This is a genomic window from Mycobacterium sp. RTGN6 (assembly GCF_033804605.1).
Taxonomy (GTDB): Bacteria; Actinomycetota; Actinomycetes; order Mycobacteriales; family Mycobacteriaceae; genus Mycobacterium.
Genome location: NZ_JAPZKZ010000011.1, coordinates 87,675 through 112,074 on the forward strand (window position 1 = coordinate 87,675; position 24,400 = coordinate 112,074).

A 24,400-nucleotide genomic window follows, 5' to 3' on the forward strand; every position below is an offset into this window, starting at 1 on the left:
AGGCATGAGATAGACAAGAGCTGATGGGTGGACAGATGCGCGCTGGGGAATCGGGGCTTCGCTCCGAACCGGCCATTGCGCCGCCGCCCCGGAGGATCCGATCGTCCTCGGACATCCTTCGTCTGCTGCCGTATCTGAAGCCCTACCGCGTGCGGTGGATCGCGATGCTCGTCGTGGCGCTGCTCAGCCTGGTCGCCACCGTCAGCATTCCGTTGATCACCAAGGCCGTCATCGACGGTCCGGTTCGGCATCAGGATCAGCAGCGGCTGTGGGTGCTCGGTGCGGCCGCGACCGCCCTGCTGGTGTCGGAGGCGGTGCTGTGGTTCATCCGCCGCTGGCTAGTCGCCCGCGCCACCATGGGCGTCGAGGCCGACCTCCGCAAGGACCTCTACGCGCGGCTGCAGCTTCTGCCCATGGCGTTCCACGGCAAGTGGCAGTCCGGCCAGTTGCTCTCGCGGGTGATGAACGACCTGAGCACCATCCGCCAGTTCCTGTCGTTCGGGTTGCTCTTCCTGTTGCTCAACATCATTCAGATCATCGTGGTGACGGGCATCCTGCTGGCGATGTACTGGCCGCTCGGCGTCGTCGTGGTGGTGTCCATCCTGCCGATCACGGTGACGGTGCTGCACTTCCAGCGCCAGTTCACCAAGCTGTCCCGCGCCGCGCAGGATCAGTCCGGCAACGTCGCAACGCACGTCGAGGAGCAGGCGCTCGGGCTGCGGGTGGTCAAGGCGTTCGGCCGCGAGCAGTACGCCTACGAGCGGTTCGACGAGCGCGCCTCCGACCTGTTCGACACCGAGGTGCGCAAGGTCGGGGTGTCGGCGAAGTTCTGGACTCTGCTCGAGGTCATCCCTAACGTCACGCTGATCATCGTGTTGGGCGTCGGCGCCTACGCAGCGGGTAGCGGTCTGGTGACCATGGGCACGCTGGTCGCATTCATCACGATGATGCTGTCGCTGGTGTGGCCCATCGCGTCGCTCGGCTTCCTGCTGTCGATGACGCAGGAGTCCATGACGGCGGCCAACCGGGTCGCCGAGATATTCGACGCGCCGCGCGAGATCACCGACGGCCCGCACCGGGACGTCCCGCGCGGAGGTCGGCTTGAGCTCGTCGACGTCGGGTTCCGGTTCCCCGACTCCGAGGAGTGGGCGCTGCGGCACGTCGACGTCACGGTCGAGCCGGGCGAGACGCTCGCCCTCGTCGGCTCGACCGGTTCGGGCAAGTCGGTGCTGGTGTCGCTGTTGTCGCGGCTCTACGACGTCACCGAGGGCCGCATCCTGATCGACGGCCGTGACATCCGCGAGCTGTCGGTGCCCGCGCTGAGGCAAGCGGTCGCGACCGCGTTCGAGGACCCGACGCTGTTCTCCATGTCGGTGGCCGAGAACCTCCGGCTCGGCAATCCCGATGCGTCCGACGAGCTACTGGCGCAGGCCGTCGAGGTCGCGGCAGCCGGTTTCGTCTACGACCTGCCGTTCGGCCTCGATACCCGGATCGGTGAACAGGGCATGAGCCTCTCGGGCGGGCAGCGGCAGCGACTTTCGCTGGCCCGGGCGTTGCTGGCCGCCCCTTCGATCCTGGTGCTCGACGACACGCTGTCGGCGCTCGACGTGCACACCGAGGCCGTGGTCACCGAGGCGCTGCGCCGGGTGCTGGCCTCCGTCACCGGGCTGGTCGTCGCCAACCGGGCCTCGACGGTGCTGCTCGCCGACCGGGTGGCGTTGCTCGAGGACGGCACCATCACGCGCGTCGGTACGCACGCAGAACTGCTCGCCGATGCGCCGCAGTACCGCTACCTGCTGGCCGCCGACGACGATCTCGCCGACGGCGTGGAGCGCAGCTGCGACTGGCAGCAGGACGAGGACCGCAAGCGGCTCGACAACGAGTACCGCGAGCGCGAGGCAGCCGACGAAGCTTGTGCCGACAGGGATTTCGTGGCGTCGGAGGCCGAACGGCGATGACCACCACCGACTGGCGGGGCCGCGCCGTCACCAATGACGACGACGATCTGCCCATCGACGAATCGATCTCCCGGCGCCGCGAGGCCCGCTCGCTGTTGGGGTCGCTGCTGCGGCCGTACGCCACCGCCGTCGCGCTGCTGGCCATCGTCGTGGTGGTCGAGAACGCCGCCCGGCTGTCGGTGCCACTTCTGGTGCAGCGCGGCATCGACCACGGCATCCCGCCGATCGTGGCTGGCGGCTCGACGCGGGAGCTGCTGCTGATCGTCGCCACGCTGTGTGGCGTCGTCCTGGTGCAGGCCATCAGCCGGATGTACTTCCTGCGCCGCTCGGGGCGGATCGGCCAAGAGGTGCTACTCGAGTTGCGCCGCAGGATCTTTCGGCACTTCCAGCGGCTCGACGTGGCCTTCCACGACCGCTACACCTCGGGTCGCGTGGTGGCCCGCTCGACGAACGACGTCGAGGCCATCCAGGACATGCTGCAGACCGGGTTCGACGGGCTCATCACCGCCGTCCTGACGCTGTGCGGGACGGCCGTGCTGCTCGTCGTGCTCGACGTGAAGCTGGGCCTGATGTGCCTGTGCGCCTTCCCCGTTCTGGTGGTGCTGGTGTGGTGGTTCCGCACCCAGTCGTCGAAGACGTACCTGAAGGTGCGCGAGAGCGCTGCCCTAGTGATCGTCCAGTTCGTCGAGACGATGACCGGCATCAAGGCCGTGCAGGCGTACCGCCGTGAGCCGCGCAACCAGGAGATCTTCACCGACGTCGCCGACCAGTACAAGAACATCAACGAGCGGGCCTTCAAGCTGCTGGCGGTGTTCATGCCGGGCGTTCGGCTGGTCGGCAACATCACCACCGGAGTCGTGCTGCTTTACGGCGGCTACCTCGTGCTGGAGGGCGAGATGACGCTGGGCACGCTGACGGCCTTCCTGCTGTACTTGCGTATCTTCTTCGAGCCGATGCAGGAGATCTCGCAGTTCTTCAACACCTTCCAGTCGGCCGCCGCAGCACTGGAGAAGATCGCCGGGGTGCTCGCCGAGCAGCCGGGCATCCAGGATCCGGCCAAGCCGGTCGAGTTGTCGAAGGTTGAGGGCGACATCGGCTTTCACGACGTGGACTTCTCCTACGTACCGGGCCGGCCGGTGCTTCCGGACTTGCGGCTCCACATCCCGGCGGGCCAGACCGTCGCGCTGGTGGGCACCACCGGCGCGGGCAAGACCACCATCGCGAAGCTGATCGCCCGGTTCTACGACCCGAGCTCCGGTGCGGTGACGCTCGACGGCGTCGACCTTCGCGACCTGGCGCAGGTCGACCTGCGTCGCCACGTCGTAATGGTGACGCAGGAGAACTTCATGTTCGAGGGCAGCGTCGCCGACAACATCCGGTTCGGCCGCCCCGACGCCTCGGACGAGGAGGTGCGCGCCGCCGCGGAGGCCGTCGGCGTGGACCGGTTCATCGCCGGGCTCGCCGACGGCTACGACACCGACGTGGCCAAGCGGGGCGGCCGGTTGTCCGCGGGCCAACGGCAGCTGATCGCGTTCGCGCGGGCGTTCCTCGCCGACCCCGCCGTGCTGATCCTCGACGAGGCGACGTCGTCGCTCGACATCCCCAGTGAACGCATGGTCCAGCGGGCGCTGGCGACGGTGCTGGCCGACCGGACGGCCGTGGTGATCGCGCACCGGTTGTCCACCGTCCAGATCGCCGATCGGGTGCTGGTGCTCGAGCATGGCCGCATCGTCGAGGACGGCCCGCCCGACGAGTTGGTGTTGGGTGACGGCCGGTATGCGGCGTTGCACCAGGCGTGGGTCGACTCGCTCGCCTAAGGACCTAAGCGCTCGAGCACTCGCCGAAACTGCTGGGAGATCACGAAATTCGTCGAAATCACGATCTGACCGCAGTCTCGGCGGTGGGTCAGGGCAGGATGCCGCGGCGACGGGCCTTGGACACCGCCTCCAGGCGGGTTCGGGTACCCAGCTTGGCCGCGGCGCTGCGCAGGTAGCTCTTCACTGTCTCCGGTTTCAACGAGAGTCGGCGCGCCGCTTCAGCATTGGTGCAGCCCAATGCGACCTGGGCGAGCACGTCGAGTTCGCGCGACGTCAACGACGGGCCGTCCTGATCGTCGTCGCCGGACAGCCGGTCGGCCAGGGCCTTGAGTTTGTCGCGCATCCCGGGTTCGGCGTCGGCGGCCAGCCTGCGCAATTCGGCGTGCACCTCGCGGATCAGCTCGGGCACTACCGTGCTCGCTGGCTGGGCTTCGTGCAGCCGCAGCCGCCGGTCGACTTCGTCGCGGACCCGCAACTCAAGGCTGAGGCGCCGGGCGGCACCGATCATCAGGTCGGCCGTCCGGTCACCGATCGGTGCTGCCGCCCGGTAAGCCCCGTACAGCACCGCCCGGGCCCTGCCGTCAACCACCACCGGAACGGCGAGGATTGATTTGATTCCCTCGCCGAGCACGGGCCCGTCGTAGTCGTGCGTGATGGTCGAGGCCTTGCGATAGTCGGCTACCGACATCGGCCGCCTGGCCACGACGGTCGCGCCACCAAGACCCGAGCTGGGCAGCACCGCGAGTCCGCGCATGAGGCTGGTCCGTGTACCGAGGAACTCGGTGAGCAGCAGCGTGTCGTCGTGAACCTCACCGCCGAACGTCATGGGAAGGCCGGCGACCGTCGCCACATGGCGCAACTCCGCACGCAGCGCATCCCCATCACGGGGACGCAGCAGTGACGCCGGCATCAGGACTGCCCTCCTTCGGGGGTAGCGCGAAGCGAATGTGACGTAGATCCTATCCGTCATGACCTCCAACACCGATCTGTATCGCGCGGCCCGCGATCATCTCGTGGCCGTGATCAGCGACTACGACAAGGCGGTCGACACCTTCGCGTGGCCGCGGATCACCGGCGCCTTCAACTGGGCCACCGACTGGTTCGACGTCATCGCGCGCGACAACCACCGCACCGCGTTGTGGATCGTCGAGGAGGACGGCAGCGAGCACGAGGTCAGCTTCGCCGAGATGGTCGACAGCTCCGACCGGGTGGCGACGTGGCTGCGGGGCCTGGGAGTCGGCAAGGGTGACCGCGTCATCCTCATGCTCGGCAATCAGGTCGAACTGTGGGAGGCGATGCTCGCCGTCGCCAAACTCGGCGCCGTCATCATGCCTACGACGGGGGCGCTGGGCCCCGCAGACCTGGCCGACCGGATAACCCGCGGTGGTGCCACGTTCGTGATCGCCAACGATGCCGACACCGCAAAGTTCGACGACGTTCCCGGGGACTACGTCGGGATCGTGGTTGGCGAGGCGGTGCCCGGCTGGAACTCCTACGCCGCCGCCTACGCCACCGCGTCGGCCGGGCCGTTCACCGCGTGCACCGACGTCGACGACTCGATGCTGGTCTACTTCACCTCGGGGACCACCAGTAGGCCCAAGCTCGTCGAGCACTCGCAGGTCTCCTACGCGGTCGGGCACATGTCGACGATGGCGTGGATCGGGGTGAAGCCGGGCGACGTGCACCTGGCGATCAGTTCCCCGGGCTGGGCCAAGCACGCGTGGAGTTGCTTCTTCGCGCCGTGGATCGCGGAGGCGACGATCTTCGTCTACAACTACGGCCGGTTCGACGCCCCAGCGCTGCTTCATCAGCTCCGTCGGGCCGGCGTCTCGACGTTCTGTGCGCCTCCGACCGTGTGGCGCATGCTGATCCAGGCGGACCTGGGGGAGAAGCCCGAAGCGCTACGCGAGATCCTCGGTGCGGGCGAGCCGCTCAATCCCGACGTGATCGCCCGAGTCGAGAAGGCGTGGGGGCTGACCATCCGCGACGGGTTCGGTCAGACCGAGACCACGCTGCAGGTCGGCAACACCCCGGGCCAACCGGTCAAGGCGGGCTCGATGGGCCGGCCGATGCCCGGCGTGCCGGTGGTGCTGGTGGACCCGGTGACGGGCGCGCTCGCCGACGAGGGCGAGCTGTGCCTCGACCTCGGCCAGACTCCGCTGAACCTCATGACCGGGTACCTCGGCGATCCTGAGCGCAACGAGGCCGTGATGGCAGGCGGCTACTACCACACGGGTGACGTGGCGAGCCGCGATGACGACGGCTACATCACCTACATCGGACGCACCGACGACGTGTTCAAGTCCTCGGACTACAAGGTGTCGCCGTTCGAGTTGGAGAGCGTGCTGATCGAGCATCCGGCGGTGGTCGAGGCCGCGGTGGTTCCGCAGCCCGACGAGACCCGGCTGTCCGTGCCGAAGGCCTACGTCGCGCTGGCCGAGGGTTGGGCTGCCGACGCCGAGACGGCGCGGTCGATCATGGAGTACGCCCGCGACCACCTCGCCCCGTACCTCAAGGTGCGCCGCGTCGAGTTCTTCGAACTTCCCAAGACCATTTCGGGCAAGATCCGGCGCGTCGAACTGCGGGCGCGGGAGGATGAGGCACATCGGTCGGGCACCGCGATCGACACCGAGCATCGATACGAGGACCTGGTGACATGAAGTCCTACGACGCAGGCCCCACCGACACGCCGGTCCTCGAGGAGACCATCGGGGCGAACTTCGAACGTATCGCCGCTCTGCACCCCGACGGCGACGCGCTGGTGGACGTCGCACAGGGGCAGCGCTACACCTACACCGAACTCAACGCCGAGATCGACCTCGTGGCAAGGGGTTTGATGGCGCTCGGCATCGAGAAGGGCGACCGCGTCGGCATCTGGGCGCCAAACTGCGCCGAGTGGGTGATCGTGCAGTACGCGATGGCGAAGGTCGGCGCCATTCTGGTCAACGTCAACCCGGCCTACCGCACTCACGAACTGGGCTACGTGCTCAACCAATCCGGGGCGCGGGCCCTGATCGCGGCGACGTCGTTCAAGACCTCGGACTACGTCGCCATGGTCGACGAGGTGCGCGCGGAGACGCCACATCTGTCCGACGTGGTGTTCCTCGGCACGGACGACTGGGACGCCTTGCGGGCCCGCGCTGACGAGGTACCGGCCGATGCGCTGGCCGAACGACTCGCGGGACTGGTGAACACCGAGCCGATCAACATCCAATACACCTCGGGCACAACGGGTTTCCCCAAGGGTGCGACGCTCTCCCACCGCAACATCCTCAACAATGGGTACTTCACCACCGAGTTGATCAACCTCGGACCGGATGATCGGCTGTGCATCCCGGTGCCGTTCTACCACTGCTTCGGCATGGTGATGGGCAACCTGGGCTGCACCAGCCACGGCACGACGATGGTGATTCCGGCGCCCGGCTTCGACCCGGAGGCCACGCTGAAGGCCATCGAGCAGGAACGCTGCACGGGGGTCTACGGCGTGCCGACGATGTTCATCGCAATGCAGAACCACCCCGAGTTCGCCAAGCGGGACCTGTCGTCCCTGCGCACCGGGATCATGGCCGGCGCAGTGTGCCCCGTCGAGGTGATGAAGCACTGCGTGAACGACATGAACATGTCCGAGGTCGCCATCGCCTACGGAATGACCGAGACGTCGCCGGTGTCCTGCCAGACGCGCATCGACGACGACTTGGAGCGTCGCACCTCCTCGATCGGCCGGGCCCATCCGAACGTCGAGATCAAGATCGTCGACCCGAACACCGGCGAAGCAGTGGAGCGCGGTCAGCCAGGAGAGTTCTGCACACGCGGCTACTCGGTGATGCTCGGGTACTGGAACGACGACGAGAAGACCGCGGAGGCAATCGATTCCGACGGGTGGATGCACACCGGCGACCTGGCGGTCATGCGCTCCGACGGGTACTGCAACATCGTCGGCCGGATCAAGGACATGGTGATCCGCGGCGGCGAGAACGTCTATCCGCGCGAGATCGAGGAGTTCCTCTACACGCACCCCGACATCGAGGACGCCCAGGTGATCGGCGTGCCCGACGTCAGGTACGGCGAGGAGATCTGCGCCTGGATCCGGATGAAGCCGGGGCGGCCCGCGCTGGATGCGCCTGCGGTGCGCTCATTCGCCGAGGGACGCCTGGCGCACTACAAGATTCCGCGCTACGTCCACGTCGTCGAAGAGTTCCCGATGACGGTCACCGGCAAGGTCCGCAAGGTCGAGATGCGTGAGGTCACTGTCGAACTGCTCGGGCTCGACTCAGGCGAGTAGCGGGCTCAACCGCACCGCGTACTCGCGAAGTGTGGGCACCTGGCGAGCCAGCAGGTCGGCCTGATCGTCGCGCCCGGACATCGCCAGGGCGGCCACCAATGCTTCCGACGGCGCCCGCACCGGCACCGCGATGCACGCCGAACCCTCCCGCAACTCCGCGGTCTGGGTAGCGACGCCCTGGTCGCGCACGGCGTCGAGTTCAGAGGCCAGGGCGGCCCTCGACGTCACGGTGCGGTCCGTCAACGCCCCGAGGGGAACCGTCAGCAGTTCGTCGGCGTCTCGCTTCTCGGCGAGCAGCAGCTTGCCGACGCCACAGGCGTGCAGGTGCCGGTTCAGTACGGATTCGTCTGCGGGCGGCGGGTATTCACCGTCGGCGTCGGCGATCCGCACCGCAGTGTTGGTGAAGTAGAAGAGGTGGACGCCGAACCGGACCGACAGCCTCAGCTCGGCGAGCACGTCGCGCGCTGCGGTGCACACCAGCGGCGACACGGCGGCGTCGATCAACACGCCCATTCGCGGTCCCAGCGAGAAGCCCGAAAGGTCCGGCAGCCGAACGACGTATCCGTCGGCGACGAGCAGGTTCAGCAGCCGGTAGGTGGTGGCCGACGGCATCGAAAGGTGCTCGGCGATCTCCTTGGCCGTCACGCCGACGCCGGCGCGGGCCACCTCCTCGAGCACCTGGAGCGCGCTCTGTACGGCCTTTGGCTGACGGCCCGAGAGCGATCCGTCGACGGGGCTCATCGTCGGACCTCCCACGGGTTGTAGTCGGCGAAGACGTCACCGGTGACCGTCTCGTCGAACACGCCGACCCGATGCGCCAGGTCGGGAATCGCGCGCTTGCGCACCGCGAACGCCCCGAACCCCGCGGTGATCAGCACCCCGTACACCGCCGTCGCGATCCACACCGGCGAGTCGACCGTGAGCGCGGCCCACACGATGATCGCCACCATCAGCGCGGCCGTGGCTAGGCCGACGATCAGTGGCGTCACGGTCAATTCACCGATGCGGCGCAGGAACGCGGGCGTGGCCAGGCAGACCAGAAGGTACGCACCCACGTAGCCGTGGGCGGACACCGCGAGCAGGCCGATCAGCACCTCGCGACTGGACCCCGCGACGAACAGGTACGCGACGGGCACGGCGACGATGAACGGAATCGCCGTGCACAGCGCGACGTGCGGGGTCCGGTACACGCGGTGGGCGTGGCCGACGCGCTCGTTGATCACGCCTTCTCGGCCCATCGCGAACAACGTCCGAGACAGTGCCGTGGTGGACCCGATGACGCAGGCGAACCACGACGCGAGGATGCCGAGTTCCATGACGATCGACAGCGCGGTCGAACCGGTGCCCGCCGAGTCCGGCAGCGTGAGCACGATCGGAAGGGAACCGATTGCCGCGCTGACGGTTCCGCCGGCCTGCATCGCCGCCGCGAACGTGTAGAGCACACCAAGCGCCAACGGAGTCCAGCGGATCGCCCTGGTGACGGTGACGAACGGGTTGCGGGCCTCGCGGGCGACGGTGCCCGCGCTCTCGAACCCGACGTACGACGTGATGGCCAGCAGCAGCGCGAACCCGAGCGCCGAGTGCGACTCCGTCCCAGCGGTTCTCGGCAGTCCACCCGTTGCGCTGACCGTTCCGGTGAAGGCGATGACGAGCACGGTTGCGGCGACGGCGATCGCGAAAACCTCGATGGTCAAGGAGATTCGGGCCGACAGCCGGATGCCGCGGATCATCAACAACAGCGCCGCGGCGCCGACGAGCACCGCCAGAGCTGCGATGGTCGGCCGTCCATCCGGCACGCCGAGCCGGCCCAGCAGCGCCGCGAGATAGCTTGCGGCGCCGAGCGTACTGGCCATCGCGGCCGCCGCGTACCCGATGACCACCGACCAGCCCGCGATGATGCCGGGCACCGGGCCGAGCCCCTTGACGGTGTAGCTGTACAGCCCGCTGACCGCGACCATCCGGGTGGCGAACTGTCCGACGCAGTAGCCGACCGCCGCCATCAGCAGCGCCGTCACCACGAACACCGCGAGCGTCCAGCGCCCGGCCGCGGGGATGACGAGTGCGGGCAGCGTCACCATGACTGCCGACGGCGCCACCGCCGACACCGACTGCCCGAGCACCTGGGCGAACGACAGCTGCGCCCGTCGCAGTCCCGACACGGGCGAGGTGCTTCTCATGGCCCGACTCGCGCCCACCCGTCGGAAGGTAGTCCATCGCCCGCGCGGGAGCGGTCGTGTCGCGGGATCCGTGTGTAAATCTTCGAAATCCTCAAATGAGAATCGTCGGAGCCGATGTTCCCGACAGAATCCCAAGCACGGCCCGACGGCCGGTTCAACTGCGCGTTCACCAACGGCGAAATGGGAATGCAAACGCCATTTCGAATGAGAATGCGCGACACCGGAATACCCATTCGAAATTGGTGGTGACGCACGCCACATCGGGGCGTAATTTCGGCCCACATGACCACCGTGCTCACCACCGAACTGGACCCGCGCACCGTCGACTTCACGTCGCGCCCGAAGCAGATGTTTCTCGACGGAGAGTGGGTCGACGCCTTGTCGGGGAAGCGGTTCGAGACCGTCGACCCGGCCACCGAACAGGTCATCACGACGGTTCCGCACAGCGGCGTCGAAGACGTCGAGCGTGCGGTGCGCGCGGCGCGGCGTGCGTTCGAGAGTGGCCCGTGGCCTGCGCTCACGCCCGCCGAGCGGCAGCGGATGATCTGGCGCATCGGCGAGGGGATCACGGCCCGCGCCGACCAGTTCGCCGAGTTGGAGACCATCGACAACGGCAAGTCGGTCGCGGTCGCGAAGGCCGTCGACGTGACCTGGGCTGCGGAGATCTTCTACTACTACGCGGGCTGGGCCACCAAGATCGAGGGCCGCACGGTTCCGGTGTCGGTGCCGTGGGCGCCCGGCGCGCGGTTCCACGCCTTCACGCTGCGTGAGCCCGTCGGGGTGTGCGCGCAGATCATCCCGTGGAACTTTCCGCTGGTGATGGCCGCCTTCAAGGTGGCGCCCGCGCTGGCCTGCGGCAACACCGTCATCCTCAAGCCCGCCGAGCAGACCCCGCTGACCGCGCTGCTGCTGGCCGAGGTCATCGCCGAGGCCGGCGTGCCGGCAGGCGTGGTGAACGTGCTGACCGGATTCGGCGACGTCGGCGCCGCCTTGTCCGCCCACGACGGCGTCGACAAGGTGGCCTTTACCGGGTCCACCGACGTCGGCAAGAAGATCGTCAACGCCGCGTCGGGCAACCTGAAGAAGGTCTCGCTGGAGCTCGGCGGCAAGAGCCCGCAGGTGATCTTCGCCGACGCCGACCTCGACGCGGCCATCCCCGGCGCCGCGTCGGGCTTCCTGTTCAACCACGGCCAGACCTGTACCGCCGGCACCCGGCTGCTGGTCGAGGACGGCATCTTCGACGAGTTCACCGCGGGCGTCGCCGAGTACGCGCGCAGCCGCAAGATCGGCCCCGGCCTTGACCCGACCAACGACATCGGGCCGCTGGTGTCACGCGAACAGCTGACCAAGGTCACCGGGTATCTGGACGCCGGGAGGAGTCAGGGCGCCCGCGCGCTGGCCGGCGGTGGCCGGCATGGCGACACCGGTTTCTACGTCGAACCCACCCTGCTGGTCGACGTCGACCGTGACTTCAGCGTGTACCGCGAGGAGATCTTCGGCCCGGTGGCCGTCGCGGTGCCGTTCAGCCGCGAGGACGGCGTGCGCGCGGCCGCCAACGACACCCCGTACGGGCTGGCCGCCAGCGTGTGGACCCGCGACGTGTCGACGGCTCACGAAGTCGCCGCGCAGCTGAAGGCGGGCACGGTGTGGGTCAACTGTCACAACGCGTTCGACACCGCGTTGCCGTTCGGTGGATACAAGCAATCGGGCTGGGGACGCGAACTCGGCGAAGGCGCAATTGCCGAATACACCCAGACGAAGGCCGTCAACATGTTGCTTTAGCGGCGTCTGGTTCAAATGAGAATTCGGCTTCCGACCATTCTCATTCGAGCTTCCCGAACCCTTACCCAACCGCAACCAGAAACCCGATCAATTCACCGAAAGTCGATGCCATGACAACTGACGCGTTACATCCCAAGACGGCGGCGCCGCGGGATCACCGGCTCGCCGGCCGGCTGGGCCCCGCCGCCATCGTGTTCATGGTGGTGGCCGCCGCCGCGCCACTGACCGTCGTGGCGGGCACCTTCCCCATCGGCATCGCCGCGGGCAACGGTGCCGCCTACCCGGCCTCGTACGTGGTGTGCACCGCGGTGCTGATCCTCTTCGCGGTCGGGTTCACCGCCATGGCCCGGCACGTCCCAGGGGCGGGCGCCTTCTACACGTACGTGGGCCACGGCCTTGGCAGGCACACGGGCCTTGGCGCGGCGTTCCTTGCGTTGCTGTCCTACACCGCGGTGCAGGGCGGGGTGTACGGCTACATCGGTGCCGCGATGGATGGCCTCGTCACGTCGCACGGCGGACCCGCGGTGCCCTGGTACCTCTACGCGCTGGGAATGATGGCCGTCGTCGCCGTACTGGGTTACCGCCGCATCGAACTGTCCGGCAAGGTGCTTGGCGTCCTGCTCATCTGCGAGGTCGGCATCGTGATGGTGGTCAACGTCGCGGTGATCGGCCAGGGCGGCGCGGGCGGAATGTCCACCGCAGCATTCGATCCCGGCCAGTTCTTCTCGGGCGCACCCGGTATCGCGCTGATCTTTGCGCTTGCCGGCTACATCGGGTTCGAGGCCACCGCGGTGTTCCGCGACGAGGCCCGCGACCCGGCTCGCACCATCCCGCGCGCGACCTACCTCGCCCTGTTGCTCATCGGCGGCTTCTACGCGCTGTCGAGTTGGGTGTTGGTCAGTGCCTGGGGCGACGAGGGTGCCGTCAAGCTGGCCACCGACAACCCGGAGGGCATGCTCACCGAAACCGCGACCCGTTACGCCGGATCGGTGACCGGCGACCTGGTGCAGATCTTCCTCATCACCAGCCTGTTCGCCGCGCTGCTGTCCTTCCACAACGTGTTGGCCCGCTACGTCTTCTCGCTCGGCAACACCGCGGCGCTGCCGTCGGCGTGTGGGCGTAGCCACGCCAGGCATGCCTCGCCGCACGTCGCGTCGGCAGTGCAGACCGTGTCGGCACTGGTACTGGTCGGGGCGTCGGCGTTGGCCGGGCTCGATCCGGTGACCCAGGTCTTCGCCTGGTTCGTCGGCATCTCGTCGGTCGGCATCATCGCGTTGATGACGCTGACGTGCGTCGCCGTGGTCGTCTACTTCCGGCGCAGCCGCGTCGACACCAGGACCTGGCACACGGTGGTCGCGCCGAGCCTCGGCCTCGTCGGCCTGGCGATCCTGCTTGTCATGACCTCCGTCAACTTGCCGCTGCTCGTCGGCGGCTCTGCGACCACGGCCGCTGTGCTCGGCGTGCTGCTGGTCGGCACCTTCGCAGGCGGTGCCGTGCTCGCGGCACTGCGCCCCCGCGCCGGCCATACCAACCCCGCTATTGAAGAGGAGCAGCCCCGATGAGCACCGCCATCGTCGAAACCGTCACGGACACCGCCCCGGCGTCCCCCGACCATCCGCTGACCCCGCTGAGCGCGGACGAGATCCGTGCCGTGCGTCGCATCGTCGAGACGCACGGGCTGCTCGGTGAGCAGGTCCGCTTCGTCTACGTCGCGCTCGAGGAGCCGCACAAACAGGTAGTGCTGGCCTTTGCGCCTGGCGACCCGATCGAGCGGTGTGCCCGAGTCCTATTGCTGGATAGGGCAACCGGGCTGGGCAGTGACCTGGTGATATCGGTTACGCAGGACCGCGTCGTCAGCCAGGCGACACTGGACGCCGCGGCCGACGGGCACGTGCCGATCCTCGATCAGGAGTTCGAGGACATCGAGGGGTTCCTACTCGAGTGCACGGAGTGGCTCGAGGCGATGCGCAAGCGCAACCTGAATCCGACTGATGTGCGGGCGGTTCCGTTGTCGGCCGGGGTGTTCGGTCACGAGGACGAGGTAGGCAAACGCATCGTCCGCGTGCTCGCGTTCTATCAGTACGACGAGGCCGACCTGCCGTGGGCGCACCCGATCGACGGCGTGGTGGCCTACGTCGACCTGACCGAACGCACGGTCGTGAAGGTCACCGACGAGCTCGAGCTTCCATTGCCCGCCGAACGCGGACAGTGGGACGCCGAACCGCATGCGGCACCGGCCCGCACCGACCTCAAGCCCATCGAGATCACCCAGCCCGACGGGGCCAGCTTCACCGTCGAGGGCAACCAGATCAGTTGGGCCGACTGGACGTTCCGGTTCGGGTTCGACGTCCGTGAGGGCTTGACGCTGCATCAGATTGCGGTCGACGGTCGGCCCGTGGTCTACCGGGCCTCGATCGCCGAGATGGTGGTGCCGTACGCCGACCCGTCACCGGTGCGCTACTGGCAGAACTACTTCGACCAGGGCGAGTATCTGTTCGGCCGCTACACCAACTCGCTGGAGCTGGGCTGCGACTGCCTGGGTGACATCACCTACTTCGACGTGACCATCGCCGACGAGGACGGTCATCCACGGGTGATGAAGAACGCGATCTGCCTGCACGAGGAGGACTTCGGCGTGCTGTGGAAGCACACCGACATGTTCAACGGCATGGCCGAGACGCGGCGCTCGCGGCGACTGGTCATCTCGTTCTTCCTGACCATCGGGAACTACGACTACGGCTTCTACTGGTACCTCTACCTCGACGGCACCATCCAACTGGAGGCCAAGGCCACCGGCATCGTGTTCACGTCGGCCTACCGGGGACCCGACGGCTACGCCACCGAAATGGCCCCCGGGCTCGGGGCGCCGTTCCACCAGCACCTGTTCTCGGCGCGGCTGGACATGTCGGTCGACGGCGACTGCAACGTCGTCGAGGAGGTCGACGCCGAAGCGGTGCCGATGGGTCCGGACAACCCGTGGGGAAATGCGTTCCGGCCCAAGAAGACTCGGCTGACGCGCGAGTCGGAGGCGCAGCGCATCGCCGACAACCTCAAGGCGCGGGTGTGGCACGTGACGAACCCGACCAAGCAGAACCGGCTCGGACAGGACGTCGGCTACGCGTTGCACCCCGAGGGGCAGCCGGTGCTGCTGGCCGACCCGTCGAGCTCGATCGCCGCACGCGCCGCGTTCTCGACGAAGCACCTCTGGGTGACGAAATACGATCCGGAGCAACGCTATCCAGCCGGACGGTTCGTCAACCAGCACCCAGGAGGCGCCGGGCTCCCGACCTGGGTCGCCGAGGACCGCGACATCGACGGCGAGGACATCGTGCTGTGGCACACGTTCGGACTGACGCACTTCCCGCGGCCCGAGGACTGGCCCGTCATGCCCGTCGACTACGCCGGCTTCAAACTCAAGCCGCAGGGCTTCTTCGACCGCAACCCCACCCTGAATGCTCCCGCTGCGCCGAAGGCGCACTGCTGCGAGAGTTGACCGATGGCTACCGGTCGCACGCCCGCCGTCCTCGGACGGCGGGCGTGCGCGCTGGCCGCGGCCTGCTCGGCCGTGCTGCATGCCGCGATGGTTCGGGATTCGGGCAATCCGGCGCGCGCCGTGCTCATCGTCGCGATGGCGGCGGCGTGTCTGTACTGCGCCTACGAGCTGTGGACGCGCGGGTCGCTGCGGGCCTGGTGCACCGTGGCCGTGATGAACCTGGCGATGATCGGCGCGCACCTCTCGGCGCCCGTCCACCATCACGGCACGGCCATCGGGCAGGTGGGGTCGGCACCGTCGGCGCTGATGACGGCGGCCACCCTGGTGGCGATCGGTGAGGTGGTGATCGCCACCGCGGTGCTCTACGTGCGCACGCGGGGACGGACCGTCACGCCGGCGTAGCCGAGAGCAGTCCTGCAGCGCTATCCGGCGTTGCCGCTGTCGCCGGAACTGCCTGTGCCACCGGCTTTTCCGTTTGCACCACCGGAGCCAGGGGTATCGCTCTCCCCGCCGTTGCCGCCCGCGCCGCCAGTTCCAAGGGCGCCTCCGGTGCCTCCCGTTCCACCGGAGCCGGCGGCGCCGCCCGAGCCGGTCGGGCCGGCCTGACCCGCCAAGCCTCCGCCGCTGCCCCCGGCGCCGGCCGCGCCACCCGAGCCGCCGGTGCCGCCCTTGCCGCCGGTGCCGCCATCGCCGCCGACACCGCCGTCGCCGCCGACGTTCGGTCCGCTGAGCCCGTTGCCGCCGGTGCCGCCAGTACCGCCGCCGCCACCCGTTGCGCCGGTCCCGCCGGTGGCACCCGCGCCACCCGTGCCGCCGGTGCCGCCGTCGCCCACCAGCAGGCCACCACTGCCGCCACTTCCGCCGGCGCCGCCGCTGCCACCCGTCCCACCTTGGGCGCCTCCGCCGCCGGTGCCGCCCGCGCCGCCGGATCCGGCAACGGAGGCGCCCGGGCCGCCCACGTCGCCACCGGTGCCGCCGTTTCCGCCTGCCGCACCATCGCCCCCGACACCGCCCGCTCCGCCCGTACCTGGAACAGCGCTTGCGTCTGCGCCGGATCGCCCGCCATTGCCGCCGTTGCCGCCAGGAGCACCTGCGCCTCCGGCACCGCCGGCACCTCCGTCGCCGCCCTGTCCGGTACCGCCTTCTCCCGGGTCGAAATTGCCATTGCCCTGGCCGCCGTTGCCGCCGACACCACCGGGGGCGCCTGGGCCGCCAGCGCCGGCCTGGCCCCCCGTGCCGCCAATCCCATTGCCGTTGGAGGCCTGGCCGTCGCCGCCGTTGCCGCCGTTCCCGCCGGCTTGACCGGGGGTTGCGCCGGGTTGCCCAGGGTCGCCGTTTCCGCCGGTAGCGACTCCCATCCCAGGCAAAGTGACGTCCGCACCGTTCGGCCCGCCTGCTGCCGGGGCGACGGGTGGGGCCAGTCCGGGGTTGACGCCGGCTGCGCCTGCCGCACCCTTTCCGCCTTGGCCGCCAGCGCCCCCGTTTCCGAAGAGGCCCGCGTTGCCCCCGTTACCGCCGCTGCCTCCGGAGGCGCCAGCGCTCGCGCCGTCGGCGCCCGCACCGCCTGCACCGCCGTTGCCGATGAAGAAGGCGCCGTTGCCACCGTTGCCTCCGGCCCCGCCGTTGACCCCGACTACGCCGACGCCACCCTTGCCGCCAGAGCCGAAGAAGAGCCCGCCGTTGCCGCCGTCCTGGCCCGCGGCTGCGTCGAACCCGTTGCCGAACAACAGCCCCGCGTTGGGACGCTCAGCGGTGCCGTTGGAGATGAAGATCCCGATTAGCGCGCTCACCGGATCCAGCGCTGAAGCCGACAACGACGGCTGCGCTGCCGCCGGAACGAGCATCGCCTCGAACAGCGGACTCGGCGTCGGGGCTGCCGGGCCGGAGTTGCGCAGCCCGGTACAGATCAACTCGTCGCACTCGGTACTCGCCTGCGCCGGCGCAGTAGCCAACCAGAAGGCCGCACCTGCGGCGGCGATGCCCACGACGACGGACGGACGAACGATGGCAACCATCAGAGCTCGCTTTCCGGGCGTCCCACTATTTCCGCCCAAATAGTGCCCGGTTGACCCGTACCAGACCCTCAGATCTTCGACGACGATCACCAACGGGTGTTTGCTTTTCGAAGAATCGACGGGTGTGAAGTCAGCGTCGCGCTGAAAGGAGCGCCTCGAGTTTCTCGTTGGCCGCCCGCAGCCGCGGCGCCGCCATGGCCGCCCCGCTGGCCGCGGCCTCGTCGTCGGTCTGCATGTGGCTCACCGCGTTGAGCCGGGACCGGTTGAGCCAGTGCATCATGTCGGGGTCGTCGAACCACTTGAGCTGGTTGTGGTTGAAAGCGACGGTCATGGTGACCCAGTCGATCGGGACGGTCGGATGCGGCACCGGCCAGACGTAGTCGTTGCGGGTGTCGTCGTCGACGTCCATGGCCTCGACGTGGGCGACGGCGGCCGCGCTGAACGCCGGCTGGCAGGTGCGCACCGACTGCAGCGTGATGGCGCCGGGGGAGAACACCGGCGTCGCTTCGCGCAGCCCGATGCCGTCGCCGGTGCAGTCGATGTACAGCGCAGAGGGATTGGTGTCGATGGTGCCGCCGTCGAGCACGACACGGCCGGGCTCGATCGACCGGACGTGGCCCATCCGGACCACGCCGTCGATGGTCCGCAGCTTCTCGAGTTCGTGCTGCGACAGGATCGCGCAGCGGTACATCGTCGGCTCGACCGACTGGTCGATGCGCATCAGGCAGCCCAACGCCTCCAGTTGGAGGTAGAGGTCATCGATGGACGTGGCCCGCTTGATGGCGCGGGACTGGGCGGAGAAGTCGGCCAGCACGCGCCGGGCGAACTGCAGGCCCGGTTGCACCGCGGCGCGGTCCAACACCCAGGACTCGCGCGGCTTGATCCACGTCACCCGATCGGGCGCGATCCCGTGGCGCAACAGCCACGAACAGGTGTCCATGGACGTCTTGCCCGCGCCGACGACGACGTACTGCTCGCGGACGGGTTGTCGGGGCAGCCCGTTGGGCGGGATGCACTCGACGCCGTCCGCGACGTCGTAGAGCGGCGGTCGCATGGCCGGCACGATGACGCTCAGGTACGTGGCGTCGACGATGCGGCGCTTTCCCTCGACGCGGTAGTCGTCCCCGCCCAAGGTTCGGAAGGTGCCGTCGCCCAGGTACTCACTCATCGGGAAGTACGACACCCGGCCGCTTGGCAGCAGATGCTGGCGCATCACCGTGTCGTAGTAGGAGACGACCTCGCTGCCGCCCGCGAGTTCGAAGTACCCCTCGTTCCAGCCGCTGGCATCGATCGAGTCGGTGCCGAGCTTTCGCGAGTTCACCCCGTAGTAGGCCGACGGCTGGTGCAAACGCACAAAGGGGTACGCGCTGAGCCAGTGCCCGCCGGGCTGGTCGTTGCGATCGACCATGACGACGGTGGCATCCGTCTCGGTGATCAGCGTGTCGACGAAGGCCATGCCCATGGCGCCGGCCCCGACCACCAGATAATCGGCCTCGATCGTCTGCATCCGGACAGGCTGCCAGATTGCCAGGGGCTACTTCGTGGGTGGGGTGAACTGGCTGATGACGAACTGCGCGCCTTGCGGGTCGCGAACGGTGGCGGCCTTGGTCCACTCCGAACCCTCGGTGGCGACGACCGTCGCTCCGAGGCGCTCGGCGGTGGCGGCGGATTCGTCGCGGTCGGCGACGGCGAACGTCACGTCCCAGCGTTCGGGATGGCCCTGCTGTTCGAGCACCATCCATGCGATGGCGTCCTCGAACCCGGGTGGGGCCGAGATGTCGGCCTGAACCTTCTTGATGTCGGGGTAGACCGTCGCGGCGAGGTGGTCGCCGTAGCCGGGCCTGCGAATCATGGTCGCGAAGCCGACGTCGTCGACCTCCCAGCCGAACACCTGCGCGTAGAACTCGGCGGCGACGTGCGGATCGGTGGTGTGCAGATCGCTGAAGTTCCACGTGCCCGGCGCGTTGACGAGTTGCGCGCCGAGCCTGGCCCGCGCCTGCCAAAGCCGGAACTCGGCGCCGCGCGGGTCGACGCAGACCGCCAGCCGCCCGCCGGGTCCGGCGTCGACGGGTGCCAGTGTGACTGCGCCGCCTGCCTTTTCGACAGCTGCGGCGGTCGCGTCGGCGTCGTCGACGGCGACGTAGGTGCGCCACGTGACGGGCTCGTCGTCCGAATCGGGTGACGCGATCGCAGCGACGTCCTGCCCGCCGATGGTGGCGATGAGGTAGCTGCCCGGCGCCTCCGCGGGCATCGCGTCGGTGAACGTCCAGTCGAACAGGCCGGCGTAGAAGCGCTTGGCCTCGTCGAGGTCGTGAGCGACGGTGTCGATCCAGCTTGGGACGCCGTGGGGATACGTTCTCGGTTCGGTCATGGCCTCATGGTTCCCGATGACACCGACATGCCAAACGTTTCAGCGGTAGACCAGCCCGGACAACCGCGACGCCAGCGCCCGCGTTGCCGCAGGGATGTGACCGACGATGCCGAGGAACACGTTTCGCACCGGACGAAGGGCGCGGGGCAGCGTGGCCAGCTTGGTCAGCCGGTCGGTCAACTCGACGACCTGTTGGGCGATCGGGCGCCGGGTGGCGCTGTAGTCGTCGAGCAGCGAGTCGGGTCCGCCGTCGAGCACTGCCGCCAGGGTTTCGGCCAGGGCAGCGGCGTCCTGGATGCCGAGGTTCATGCCCTGCCCGCCGGCCGGGCTGTGCACGTGGGCGGCGTCGCCGGCCAGCAGGATCCGGCCGGCCCGGTAGGCGTCCGCGACGCGGTGGTGGATGCGGAACCGCGAACCCCAGGCCACTTCGGTGACGGTGATGCCACCCGGGCCCCTGGCGTCGAGGAGTCCTTGAACGAACTCGACCGACGGCACCTCGGGTGCGTCGTCCACGGGCGCGACGACGCGGAAGGTTCCGTTGGGCAGGGGTGCGACGACGGTGAGGCCCTCACTGTCCCAGAACAATCGGACCTCGTCGGTGGGCGCATCGCCGCTGAGTCGGGCGTCGGCGAGCACGAAGGAGTGCTCGTAGGAACCGCCGGAGAAGCCGATGCCCGCTTGCTCGCGGACGGTGCTGTGCATGCCGTCGGCGCCGACGACGTAGCGCGCCCGGAGGGTGTCCCCGTCGGTGAACGTAGCCGTCACCCCGGCGTCGTCCTGGACGAGCGTGGCGAGCACCTTGGGCCTCGTCACGTCGCCGCCGAGTTCGCGGACGCGCTCGAGCAGCAGCCGCTCAGTGGTCGACTGGGGAGCCAGCAGCGTGTATGGATACGCGGTCTGCAGCCCGCTGAAGTCGAGCGCGAGGAGCACCTTGGCGCCGTCGCGGATGACGAATCTTGGGGCTTCGATGCCCTCCTTGACCAGCCGGCGCGTCACGTCGATCGGCTCGAGCACTTCGAGTGTGCGGGCGTTGACCGCGGCTGCCCGCGAAGTGTTCGCGCCCTCGGTCTGGCGGTCGACGAGCGTCACGTCGATGCCCTTGACCAGCAGGGAAGCGGCCAGAGTGAGGCCGGTGGGCCCAGCTCCCACGATGAGTACGTCGGTGGTCTTCATCGGAGTGTCCTTGTCTTCGAAGTTTTGCCAACGGTCGTTGGTATTTCCCATGTTGCGCCCTAGTGCTGGAAAAGTCAACACCTGTTGGCCTACACTTGTTGGCATGGGTACGAAGGCTGATCAGACCAAGGCCGTCATCCTGGCTGCGGCCAGGGAACGGTTCGCCGAATCCGGGTACGAGGCCGCCACCATCCGGGCCATCGCGGCCGACGCGAACATCGACCCGTCGATGGTGATGCGCTACTTCGGCAACAAGGACCAGCTGTTCGCGGCGGCCGCTGAGTTCGACCTGCGCTTCCCCGATCTATCCGAGGTGCCGCCGTCCGAACTGGGGACGGCGTTGGTGTCACACTTCCTCGCGCGATGGGAGGACGACGACGCGCTCGTCGTGCTGCTGCGTTCGGCAACCACGAATGCCGAAGCGGCACAACGCATGAAGGACATCTTTGCGGCGCAGCTCATGCCCGCCATCACCAAGTTCGTACCTGCCGAGGACGCGCCGCGGCGCGCCGGGCTCATCGCCACGCAGGTGCTCGGCATGGCGTTGTGTCGCTTCGTGTTGCGGCTGCCCCCGGTGGTCGCGATGGGCCGCGAGGAACTGATCGAGTGGCTCGGGCCGACGCTGAGCCGGTACGCGACCGCGCCCGCTCCCTAGGCCTCGAGTTGGCCCGCGATGCGGCGTTCGATGGCGATCCTCGTCGCCGCCGGAAGCGCGATGAGCCCATCGAGTTCCCGCTGCGCCTTGGCGTAGGCGTTCTGACGTTCCCCCGGGGTGGCGGCCTCGTCCGACGCCAATCGCAGCAGCCGCTGCGCGCGCTCGATCCGCTCTTGGCCCTCCGGCGAGAAGTCGCTGCGGCGCCTGCGAATGGCCTCGGCCTCGGCGACGTCCAACGCGGACACGTACTCGTGCACGGCGTCGCGGTAGTCGAGCAGCGCGGCCCGATCGTCGATCACGTCGTCGACCGTGTCGGGCCGCAGCAAGTCGGCACGGCTACGCGCCTTGTGGAACGCGACGGTCAGCGGGTCGCGCATGTCGGTCATCAGCGGGCAGTCGAGCAGCTTGGCGACGTCGACCTCGTAGTCCAGCCAGCGGGCGTCGGTGCGATCGTGCCGCTCGAGCAGTTTCGTGGTCTCACGCCGGGCGGCGGCTTCATCGAGCCTGCCCCGGCCCGACGCCTCGGCCACCGCGACCTTGGTCTGCTGCTTGATTCGGTACCGCTCCAGCCGACGTTCCGCGCGGCGCTCGTTGGCCGCGGCGACCGCCCGGATTCCGCCGGCGATCATCCCGCCGAGCGGAAAGATCAGCCACCAGAAGTGCCATACGGAATCCACCTCTCCCAGAATGCCACCGCGCCCCGGGCGATCGTGGGGCCAAACGATTCAGCGCAGCGCGAAATTCGGACCGGAGTGAGGCCTCCCCGAATGATTACGCGCTGAGGTCGACCGCCGTCCCGACGCCGAGGTCTTCCGCGCGGGCGATGACGAGCTTGGCGGTGGCGAGGTCCTGAAGTCCCATGCCGACGGACTCGAACAACGTGATGTCGTCGTCGGACGAGCGGCCCTCGCGTGCGCCGACGATCACCTGTCCGAGTTCGGTGCGTGCGTCCTCCTCGGTGATGGCTCCCTCGGCGATCGCCAGAAGGACGCCGCCCGACTTCGCCATGGCGGTGGAGTGGCTGTCGACGACGATGCGGGCCCGTTTCATGGCCCCCGAGTCGACCTCGCGATGGTCCGGCCTCGGCGGTGCGCCGACGGCGTTGACGTGCTGGCCGGATCGCAGCCATGAGCCGAACAGCACGGGTTCGCGTGCCGGGGTGAGGGTGCACACGATGTCCGCCTCGGACACCACGGCTTCGGCCGACGCCGCCGGTTGGACTGGGATGCCGAGCCCGTCAGTCGCCGCGCAAAATGCCTCGAGCGTGGCGTCGCTTCGGGACCACACGAAGATCTTCTCGATGTTCCTGACGGCTGCGATGGCACGGGCGTGCTCGATCGCCAGATTGCCTGCGCCGATGAGTCCGAGCACCGAAGCCGAGCTACGAGCGAGGTGATCGGTGGCCACTGCGCTGGCGGCCGCGGTGCGGATGGCGGTGATCGCGCGGCCGTCGAGCAGTGCGACGCACTGTCCGGTCAGCGCCGACGTCACCACGATGGACGAGCGTTGCACCGGGAGCCCCTGGCTCCGGTTGCCTGGTAAATCGCACAGCAGCTTGACCGATACCGAGTCGCCGCCTGAGGCGGTCATCGGGATCGCCGACCCGTTGCCGGGGAGGCGCATGGATCGTGGCGCAGGATTCTGCCAGTCTCCACGGGCCAGCCCGGCGTGGGCCAGTTCGACGGCCTTGCGAACCTCGTCGCGGTCGAGCAGTCCGGTGATGTCGGAGTGCTTCAGGATGAGCACCACGGTGAATCAGACCGCGACCGTAGTCGACTCGACCGCATCGACGATCGTGGTGTCGACCACGTCGCCGAAGGCAGGGATGCTGCGAACCATGCTCTCCTCGAACAGGATTCGCATCCACCGCTCGGTGGCGGGCTGGTCGATGCGCGGCGTGTCCCAGGTCTGAGAGTTCAGCATCCGCGCGCAGGCGCCGTCCAACACCTCCTGCGACGTGGCCGGCCAGTGTTCGTCGAGCAGGGGGCGAAGCTCGGCGACGTTCACCGACTTGAGCAGCCGCATCGACTCGCCAAGTGCGGAGGTGAACCGAACCAGGCGCTCGGACAGTTCCTCGAGCCGGTCCGTGCGGCAGTAGTAGACACTGTTCGGCCCAAGCCCGCCGGAACGGGTGTAGTCATCGACGATCGCGCCGGTTCCCCTGTGCTGCATGGCTTCTGCGTTCACCAGATCGAGCACGATGGCCTCGCCGAGGCCAGCCTCGAACAACTCGACGTACATCGGGGTGGACAGGTCGCGCAGCCACGTGATCGACGCGGGGTCGACGCCGGACTCTCGAACGAGGCCCGCAGTGAAGGCGTACGGCGCGCTACCGCCGATGCCCGGTGCGAGCACCGTGTGTCCGATCAGGTCGGACCACGTGAAGTCCGGGCGGGGGGTGCGGGTCACCAGGGCCTTGGGGAATTGATGATTGACCTGAGCGAAGACGGACAGCGTGCGGGGCGTGTTGGCGTACATGGCAGGCACCCACAGGCCACCCAGTGCGACGTCGGCGGCGCCGCTGTCCAGGTCGTCCAGCACGCCCGTCCACGGATCCTTCGCGGTGGCCGCGACGGCGAGGCCGCGGTCGGCGAACAATCCGAGGTGTTCGGCGTAGTACTGCGGTACGTAGTTCAGGGCGTGTGCCGTAGCGGAGATGTTGAGCGTCAACATGTTC

The 24,400-nt window shown here is 68.5% G+C and carries 19 protein-coding genes; 9 read left to right on the plus strand and 10 right to left on the minus strand.

From position 1 onward, the window contains the following. Nucleotides 1-35: 35 nt before the first annotated feature. The gene (locus SLQ33_RS25390; protein ID WP_319456665.1) at nt 36-1,958 is read left to right on the plus strand and encodes an ABC transporter ATP-binding protein; all 1,923 of its coding nucleotides are present in this window, start codon (nt 36-38) and stop codon (nt 1,956-1,958) included. Next, nucleotides 1,955-3,775, plus strand: coding sequence for an ABC transporter ATP-binding protein (locus tag SLQ33_RS25395; RefSeq protein WP_319456666.1), 1,821 nt, complete (start codon nt 1,955-1,957; stop codon nt 3,773-3,775). Before SLQ33_RS25390 ends, SLQ33_RS25395 begins: the two co-directional genes overlap by 4 nt. Before the next feature lie 88 nt (nt 3,776-3,863). On the opposite strand, the gene SLQ33_RS25400 is transcribed toward SLQ33_RS25395, so the two are convergent. Next, the gene (locus SLQ33_RS25400; RefSeq protein WP_319456667.1) at nt 3,864-4,685 is read right to left on the minus strand and encodes a LuxR C-terminal-related transcriptional regulator; all 822 of its coding nucleotides are present in this window, start codon (nt 4,683-4,685) and stop codon (nt 3,864-3,866) included. Between the two features lie 58 nt (nt 4,686-4,743). On the opposite strand from SLQ33_RS25400, the gene SLQ33_RS25405 reads away from it, so the two are divergent. Further along, nucleotides 4,744-6,435 (plus strand): AMP-binding protein, encoded by a 1,692-nt coding sequence (locus SLQ33_RS25405; protein WP_319456668.1) that lies wholly within the window; start codon nt 4,744-4,746, stop codon nt 6,433-6,435. Beyond that, nucleotides 6,432-8,057: an AMP-binding protein gene (locus SLQ33_RS25410; RefSeq protein ID WP_319456669.1), complete on the plus strand. Its 1,626-nt coding sequence runs from the start codon at nt 6,432-6,434 to the stop codon at nt 8,055-8,057. The genes SLQ33_RS25405 and SLQ33_RS25410 overlap by 4 nt, the downstream gene beginning before the upstream one ends. On the opposite strand, the gene SLQ33_RS25415 is transcribed toward SLQ33_RS25410, so the two are convergent. Both SLQ33_RS25415 and SLQ33_RS25420 read right to left on the minus strand, forming a co-directional pair. Then, nucleotides 8,046-8,798 (minus strand): IclR family transcriptional regulator, encoded by a 753-nt coding sequence (locus tag SLQ33_RS25415; protein ID WP_319456670.1) that lies wholly within the window; start codon nt 8,796-8,798, stop codon nt 8,046-8,048. The two genes, SLQ33_RS25410 and SLQ33_RS25415, sit on opposite strands and share 12 nt — an antisense overlap. Then, nucleotides 8,795-10,234, minus strand: a complete 1,440-nt coding sequence (locus tag SLQ33_RS25420) for an APC family permease (RefSeq protein ID WP_319456671.1) — start codon at nt 10,232-10,234, stop codon at nt 8,795-8,797. Before SLQ33_RS25420 ends, SLQ33_RS25415 begins: the two co-directional genes overlap by 4 nt. A gap of 282 nt (nt 10,235-10,516) precedes the next feature. Here SLQ33_RS25420 and SLQ33_RS25425 point away from each other — a divergent pair, with 282 nt between their 5' ends. The 4 genes from SLQ33_RS25425 (at nt 10,517) to SLQ33_RS25440 (ending at nt 15,911) form a co-directional block, all read left to right on the plus strand. Further along, nucleotides 10,517-12,016: an aldehyde dehydrogenase family protein gene (locus SLQ33_RS25425; RefSeq protein ID WP_319456672.1), complete on the plus strand. Its 1,500-nt coding sequence runs from the start codon at nt 10,517-10,519 to the stop codon at nt 12,014-12,016. A 110-nt stretch (nt 12,017-12,126) separates the two neighbouring features. Continuing rightward, a complete protein-coding gene (locus SLQ33_RS25430) occupies nt 12,127-13,578 on the plus strand; it encodes an APC family permease (protein WP_319456673.1) in 1,452 nt (483 codons plus the stop codon). Then, on the plus strand, nt 13,575-15,509 hold the full coding sequence (locus SLQ33_RS25435; RefSeq protein WP_319456674.1) for a primary-amine oxidase: 1,935 nt from the start codon (nt 13,575-13,577) through the stop codon (nt 15,507-15,509). The genes SLQ33_RS25430 and SLQ33_RS25435 overlap by 4 nt, the downstream gene beginning before the upstream one ends. A 3-nt stretch (nt 15,510-15,512) precedes the next feature. Then, entirely contained in the window at nt 15,513-15,911 is a 399-nt protein-coding gene (locus SLQ33_RS25440; RefSeq protein ID WP_319456675.1) for a hypothetical protein, read from the plus strand. Between the two features lie 20 nt (nt 15,912-15,931). On the opposite strand, the gene SLQ33_RS25445 is transcribed toward SLQ33_RS25440, so the two are convergent. The 4 genes from SLQ33_RS25445 to SLQ33_RS25460 all read right to left on the minus strand — a co-directional run bounded on the left by SLQ33_RS25445 (nt 15,932) and on the right by SLQ33_RS25460 (nt 21,068). Further along, the gene (locus tag SLQ33_RS25445) at nt 15,932-17,524 is read right to left on the minus strand and encodes a hypothetical protein (protein ID WP_319456676.1); all 1,593 of its coding nucleotides are present in this window, start codon (nt 17,522-17,524) and stop codon (nt 15,932-15,934) included. A 130-nt stretch (nt 17,525-17,654) separates the two neighbouring features. Beyond that, nucleotides 17,655-19,031 carry an NAD(P)/FAD-dependent oxidoreductase gene (locus SLQ33_RS25450; RefSeq protein ID WP_319456677.1) on the minus strand — a complete coding sequence of 459 codons (1,377 nt, stop codon included), beginning with the start codon at nt 19,029-19,031 and terminating at the stop codon, nt 17,655-17,657. 27 nt (nt 19,032-19,058) lie between these two features. Beyond that, the gene (locus SLQ33_RS25455) at nt 19,059-19,895 is read right to left on the minus strand and encodes a VOC family protein (RefSeq protein ID WP_319456678.1); all 837 of its coding nucleotides are present in this window, start codon (nt 19,893-19,895) and stop codon (nt 19,059-19,061) included. A 39-nt stretch (nt 19,896-19,934) separates the two neighbouring features. Further along, entirely contained in the window at nt 19,935-21,068 is a 1,134-nt protein-coding gene (locus tag SLQ33_RS25460) for an FAD-dependent oxidoreductase (protein WP_319456679.1), read from the minus strand. Between the two features lie 103 nt (nt 21,069-21,171). On the opposite strand from SLQ33_RS25460, the gene SLQ33_RS25465 reads away from it, so the two are divergent. Then, a complete protein-coding gene (locus SLQ33_RS25465) occupies nt 21,172-21,723 on the plus strand; it encodes a TetR family transcriptional regulator (protein WP_319456680.1) in 552 nt (183 codons plus the stop codon). Here SLQ33_RS25465 and SLQ33_RS25470 read toward each other — a convergent pair. From SLQ33_RS25470 to SLQ33_RS25480, 3 genes are all read right to left on the minus strand, one after another. Beyond that, nucleotides 21,720-22,352: a DUF2786 domain-containing protein gene (locus tag SLQ33_RS25470; RefSeq protein WP_319456834.1), complete on the minus strand. Its 633-nt coding sequence runs from the start codon at nt 22,350-22,352 to the stop codon at nt 21,720-21,722. The two genes, SLQ33_RS25465 and SLQ33_RS25470, sit on opposite strands and share 4 nt — an antisense overlap. A 142-nt stretch (nt 22,353-22,494) precedes the next feature. Next, nucleotides 22,495-23,472, minus strand: coding sequence for an ornithine cyclodeaminase family protein (locus tag SLQ33_RS25475; RefSeq protein ID WP_319456681.1), 978 nt, complete (start codon nt 23,470-23,472; stop codon nt 22,495-22,497). Between the two features lie 6 nt (nt 23,473-23,478). Further along, nucleotides 23,479-24,396, minus strand: a complete 918-nt coding sequence (locus SLQ33_RS25480) for an ABC transporter substrate-binding protein (RefSeq protein ID WP_319456682.1) — start codon at nt 24,394-24,396, stop codon at nt 23,479-23,481. Nucleotides 24,397-24,400: the final 4 nt, after the last annotated feature.

Excerpts from the sequence above, each read along its gene's own strand:
- SLQ33_RS25390 (WP_319456665.1), top strand. The coding sequence starts at position 36 with ATGCGCGCTGGGGAATCGGGGCTTCGCTCCGAACCGGCCATTGCGCCG.
- SLQ33_RS25395 (WP_319456666.1), top strand. The coding sequence starts at position 1,955 with ATGACCACCACCGACTGGCGGGGCCGCGCCGTCACCAATGACGACGAC.
- SLQ33_RS25400 (WP_319456667.1), bottom strand. The coding sequence starts at position 4,685 with ATGCCGGCGTCACTGCTGCGTCCCCGTGATGGGGATGCGCTGCGTGCG.
- SLQ33_RS25405 (WP_319456668.1), top strand. The coding sequence starts at position 4,744 with ATGACCTCCAACACCGATCTGTATCGCGCGGCCCGCGATCATCTCGTG.
- SLQ33_RS25410 (WP_319456669.1), top strand. The coding sequence starts at position 6,432 with ATGAAGTCCTACGACGCAGGCCCCACCGACACGCCGGTCCTCGAGGAG.
- SLQ33_RS25415 (WP_319456670.1), bottom strand. The coding sequence starts at position 8,798 with ATGAGCCCCGTCGACGGATCGCTCTCGGGCCGTCAGCCAAAGGCCGTA.
- SLQ33_RS25420 (WP_319456671.1), bottom strand. The coding sequence starts at position 10,234 with ATGAGAAGCACCTCGCCCGTGTCGGGACTGCGACGGGCGCAGCTGTCG.
- SLQ33_RS25425 (WP_319456672.1), top strand. The coding sequence starts at position 10,517 with ATGACCACCGTGCTCACCACCGAACTGGACCCGCGCACCGTCGACTTC.
- SLQ33_RS25430 (WP_319456673.1), top strand. The coding sequence starts at position 12,127 with ATGACAACTGACGCGTTACATCCCAAGACGGCGGCGCCGCGGGATCAC.
- SLQ33_RS25435 (WP_319456674.1), top strand. The coding sequence starts at position 13,575 with ATGAGCACCGCCATCGTCGAAACCGTCACGGACACCGCCCCGGCGTCC.
- SLQ33_RS25440 (WP_319456675.1), top strand. The coding sequence starts at position 15,513 with ATGGCTACCGGTCGCACGCCCGCCGTCCTCGGACGGCGGGCGTGCGCG.
- SLQ33_RS25445 (WP_319456676.1), bottom strand. The coding sequence starts at position 17,524 with ATGGTTGCCATCGTTCGTCCGTCCGTCGTCGTGGGCATCGCCGCCGCA.
- SLQ33_RS25450 (WP_319456677.1), bottom strand. The coding sequence starts at position 19,031 with ATGCAGACGATCGAGGCCGATTATCTGGTGGTCGGGGCCGGCGCCATG.
- SLQ33_RS25455 (WP_319456678.1), bottom strand. The coding sequence starts at position 19,895 with ATGACCGAACCGAGAACGTATCCCCACGGCGTCCCAAGCTGGATCGAC.
- SLQ33_RS25460 (WP_319456679.1), bottom strand. The coding sequence starts at position 21,068 with ATGAAGACCACCGACGTACTCATCGTGGGAGCTGGGCCCACCGGCCTC.
- SLQ33_RS25465 (WP_319456680.1), top strand. The coding sequence starts at position 21,172 with ATGGGTACGAAGGCTGATCAGACCAAGGCCGTCATCCTGGCTGCGGCC.
- SLQ33_RS25470 (WP_319456834.1), bottom strand. The coding sequence starts at position 22,352 with ATGATCGCCGGCGGAATCCGGGCGGTCGCCGCGGCCAACGAGCGCCGC.
- SLQ33_RS25480 (WP_319456682.1), bottom strand. The coding sequence starts at position 24,396 with ATGTTGACGCTCAACATCTCCGCTACGGCACACGCCCTGAACTACGTA.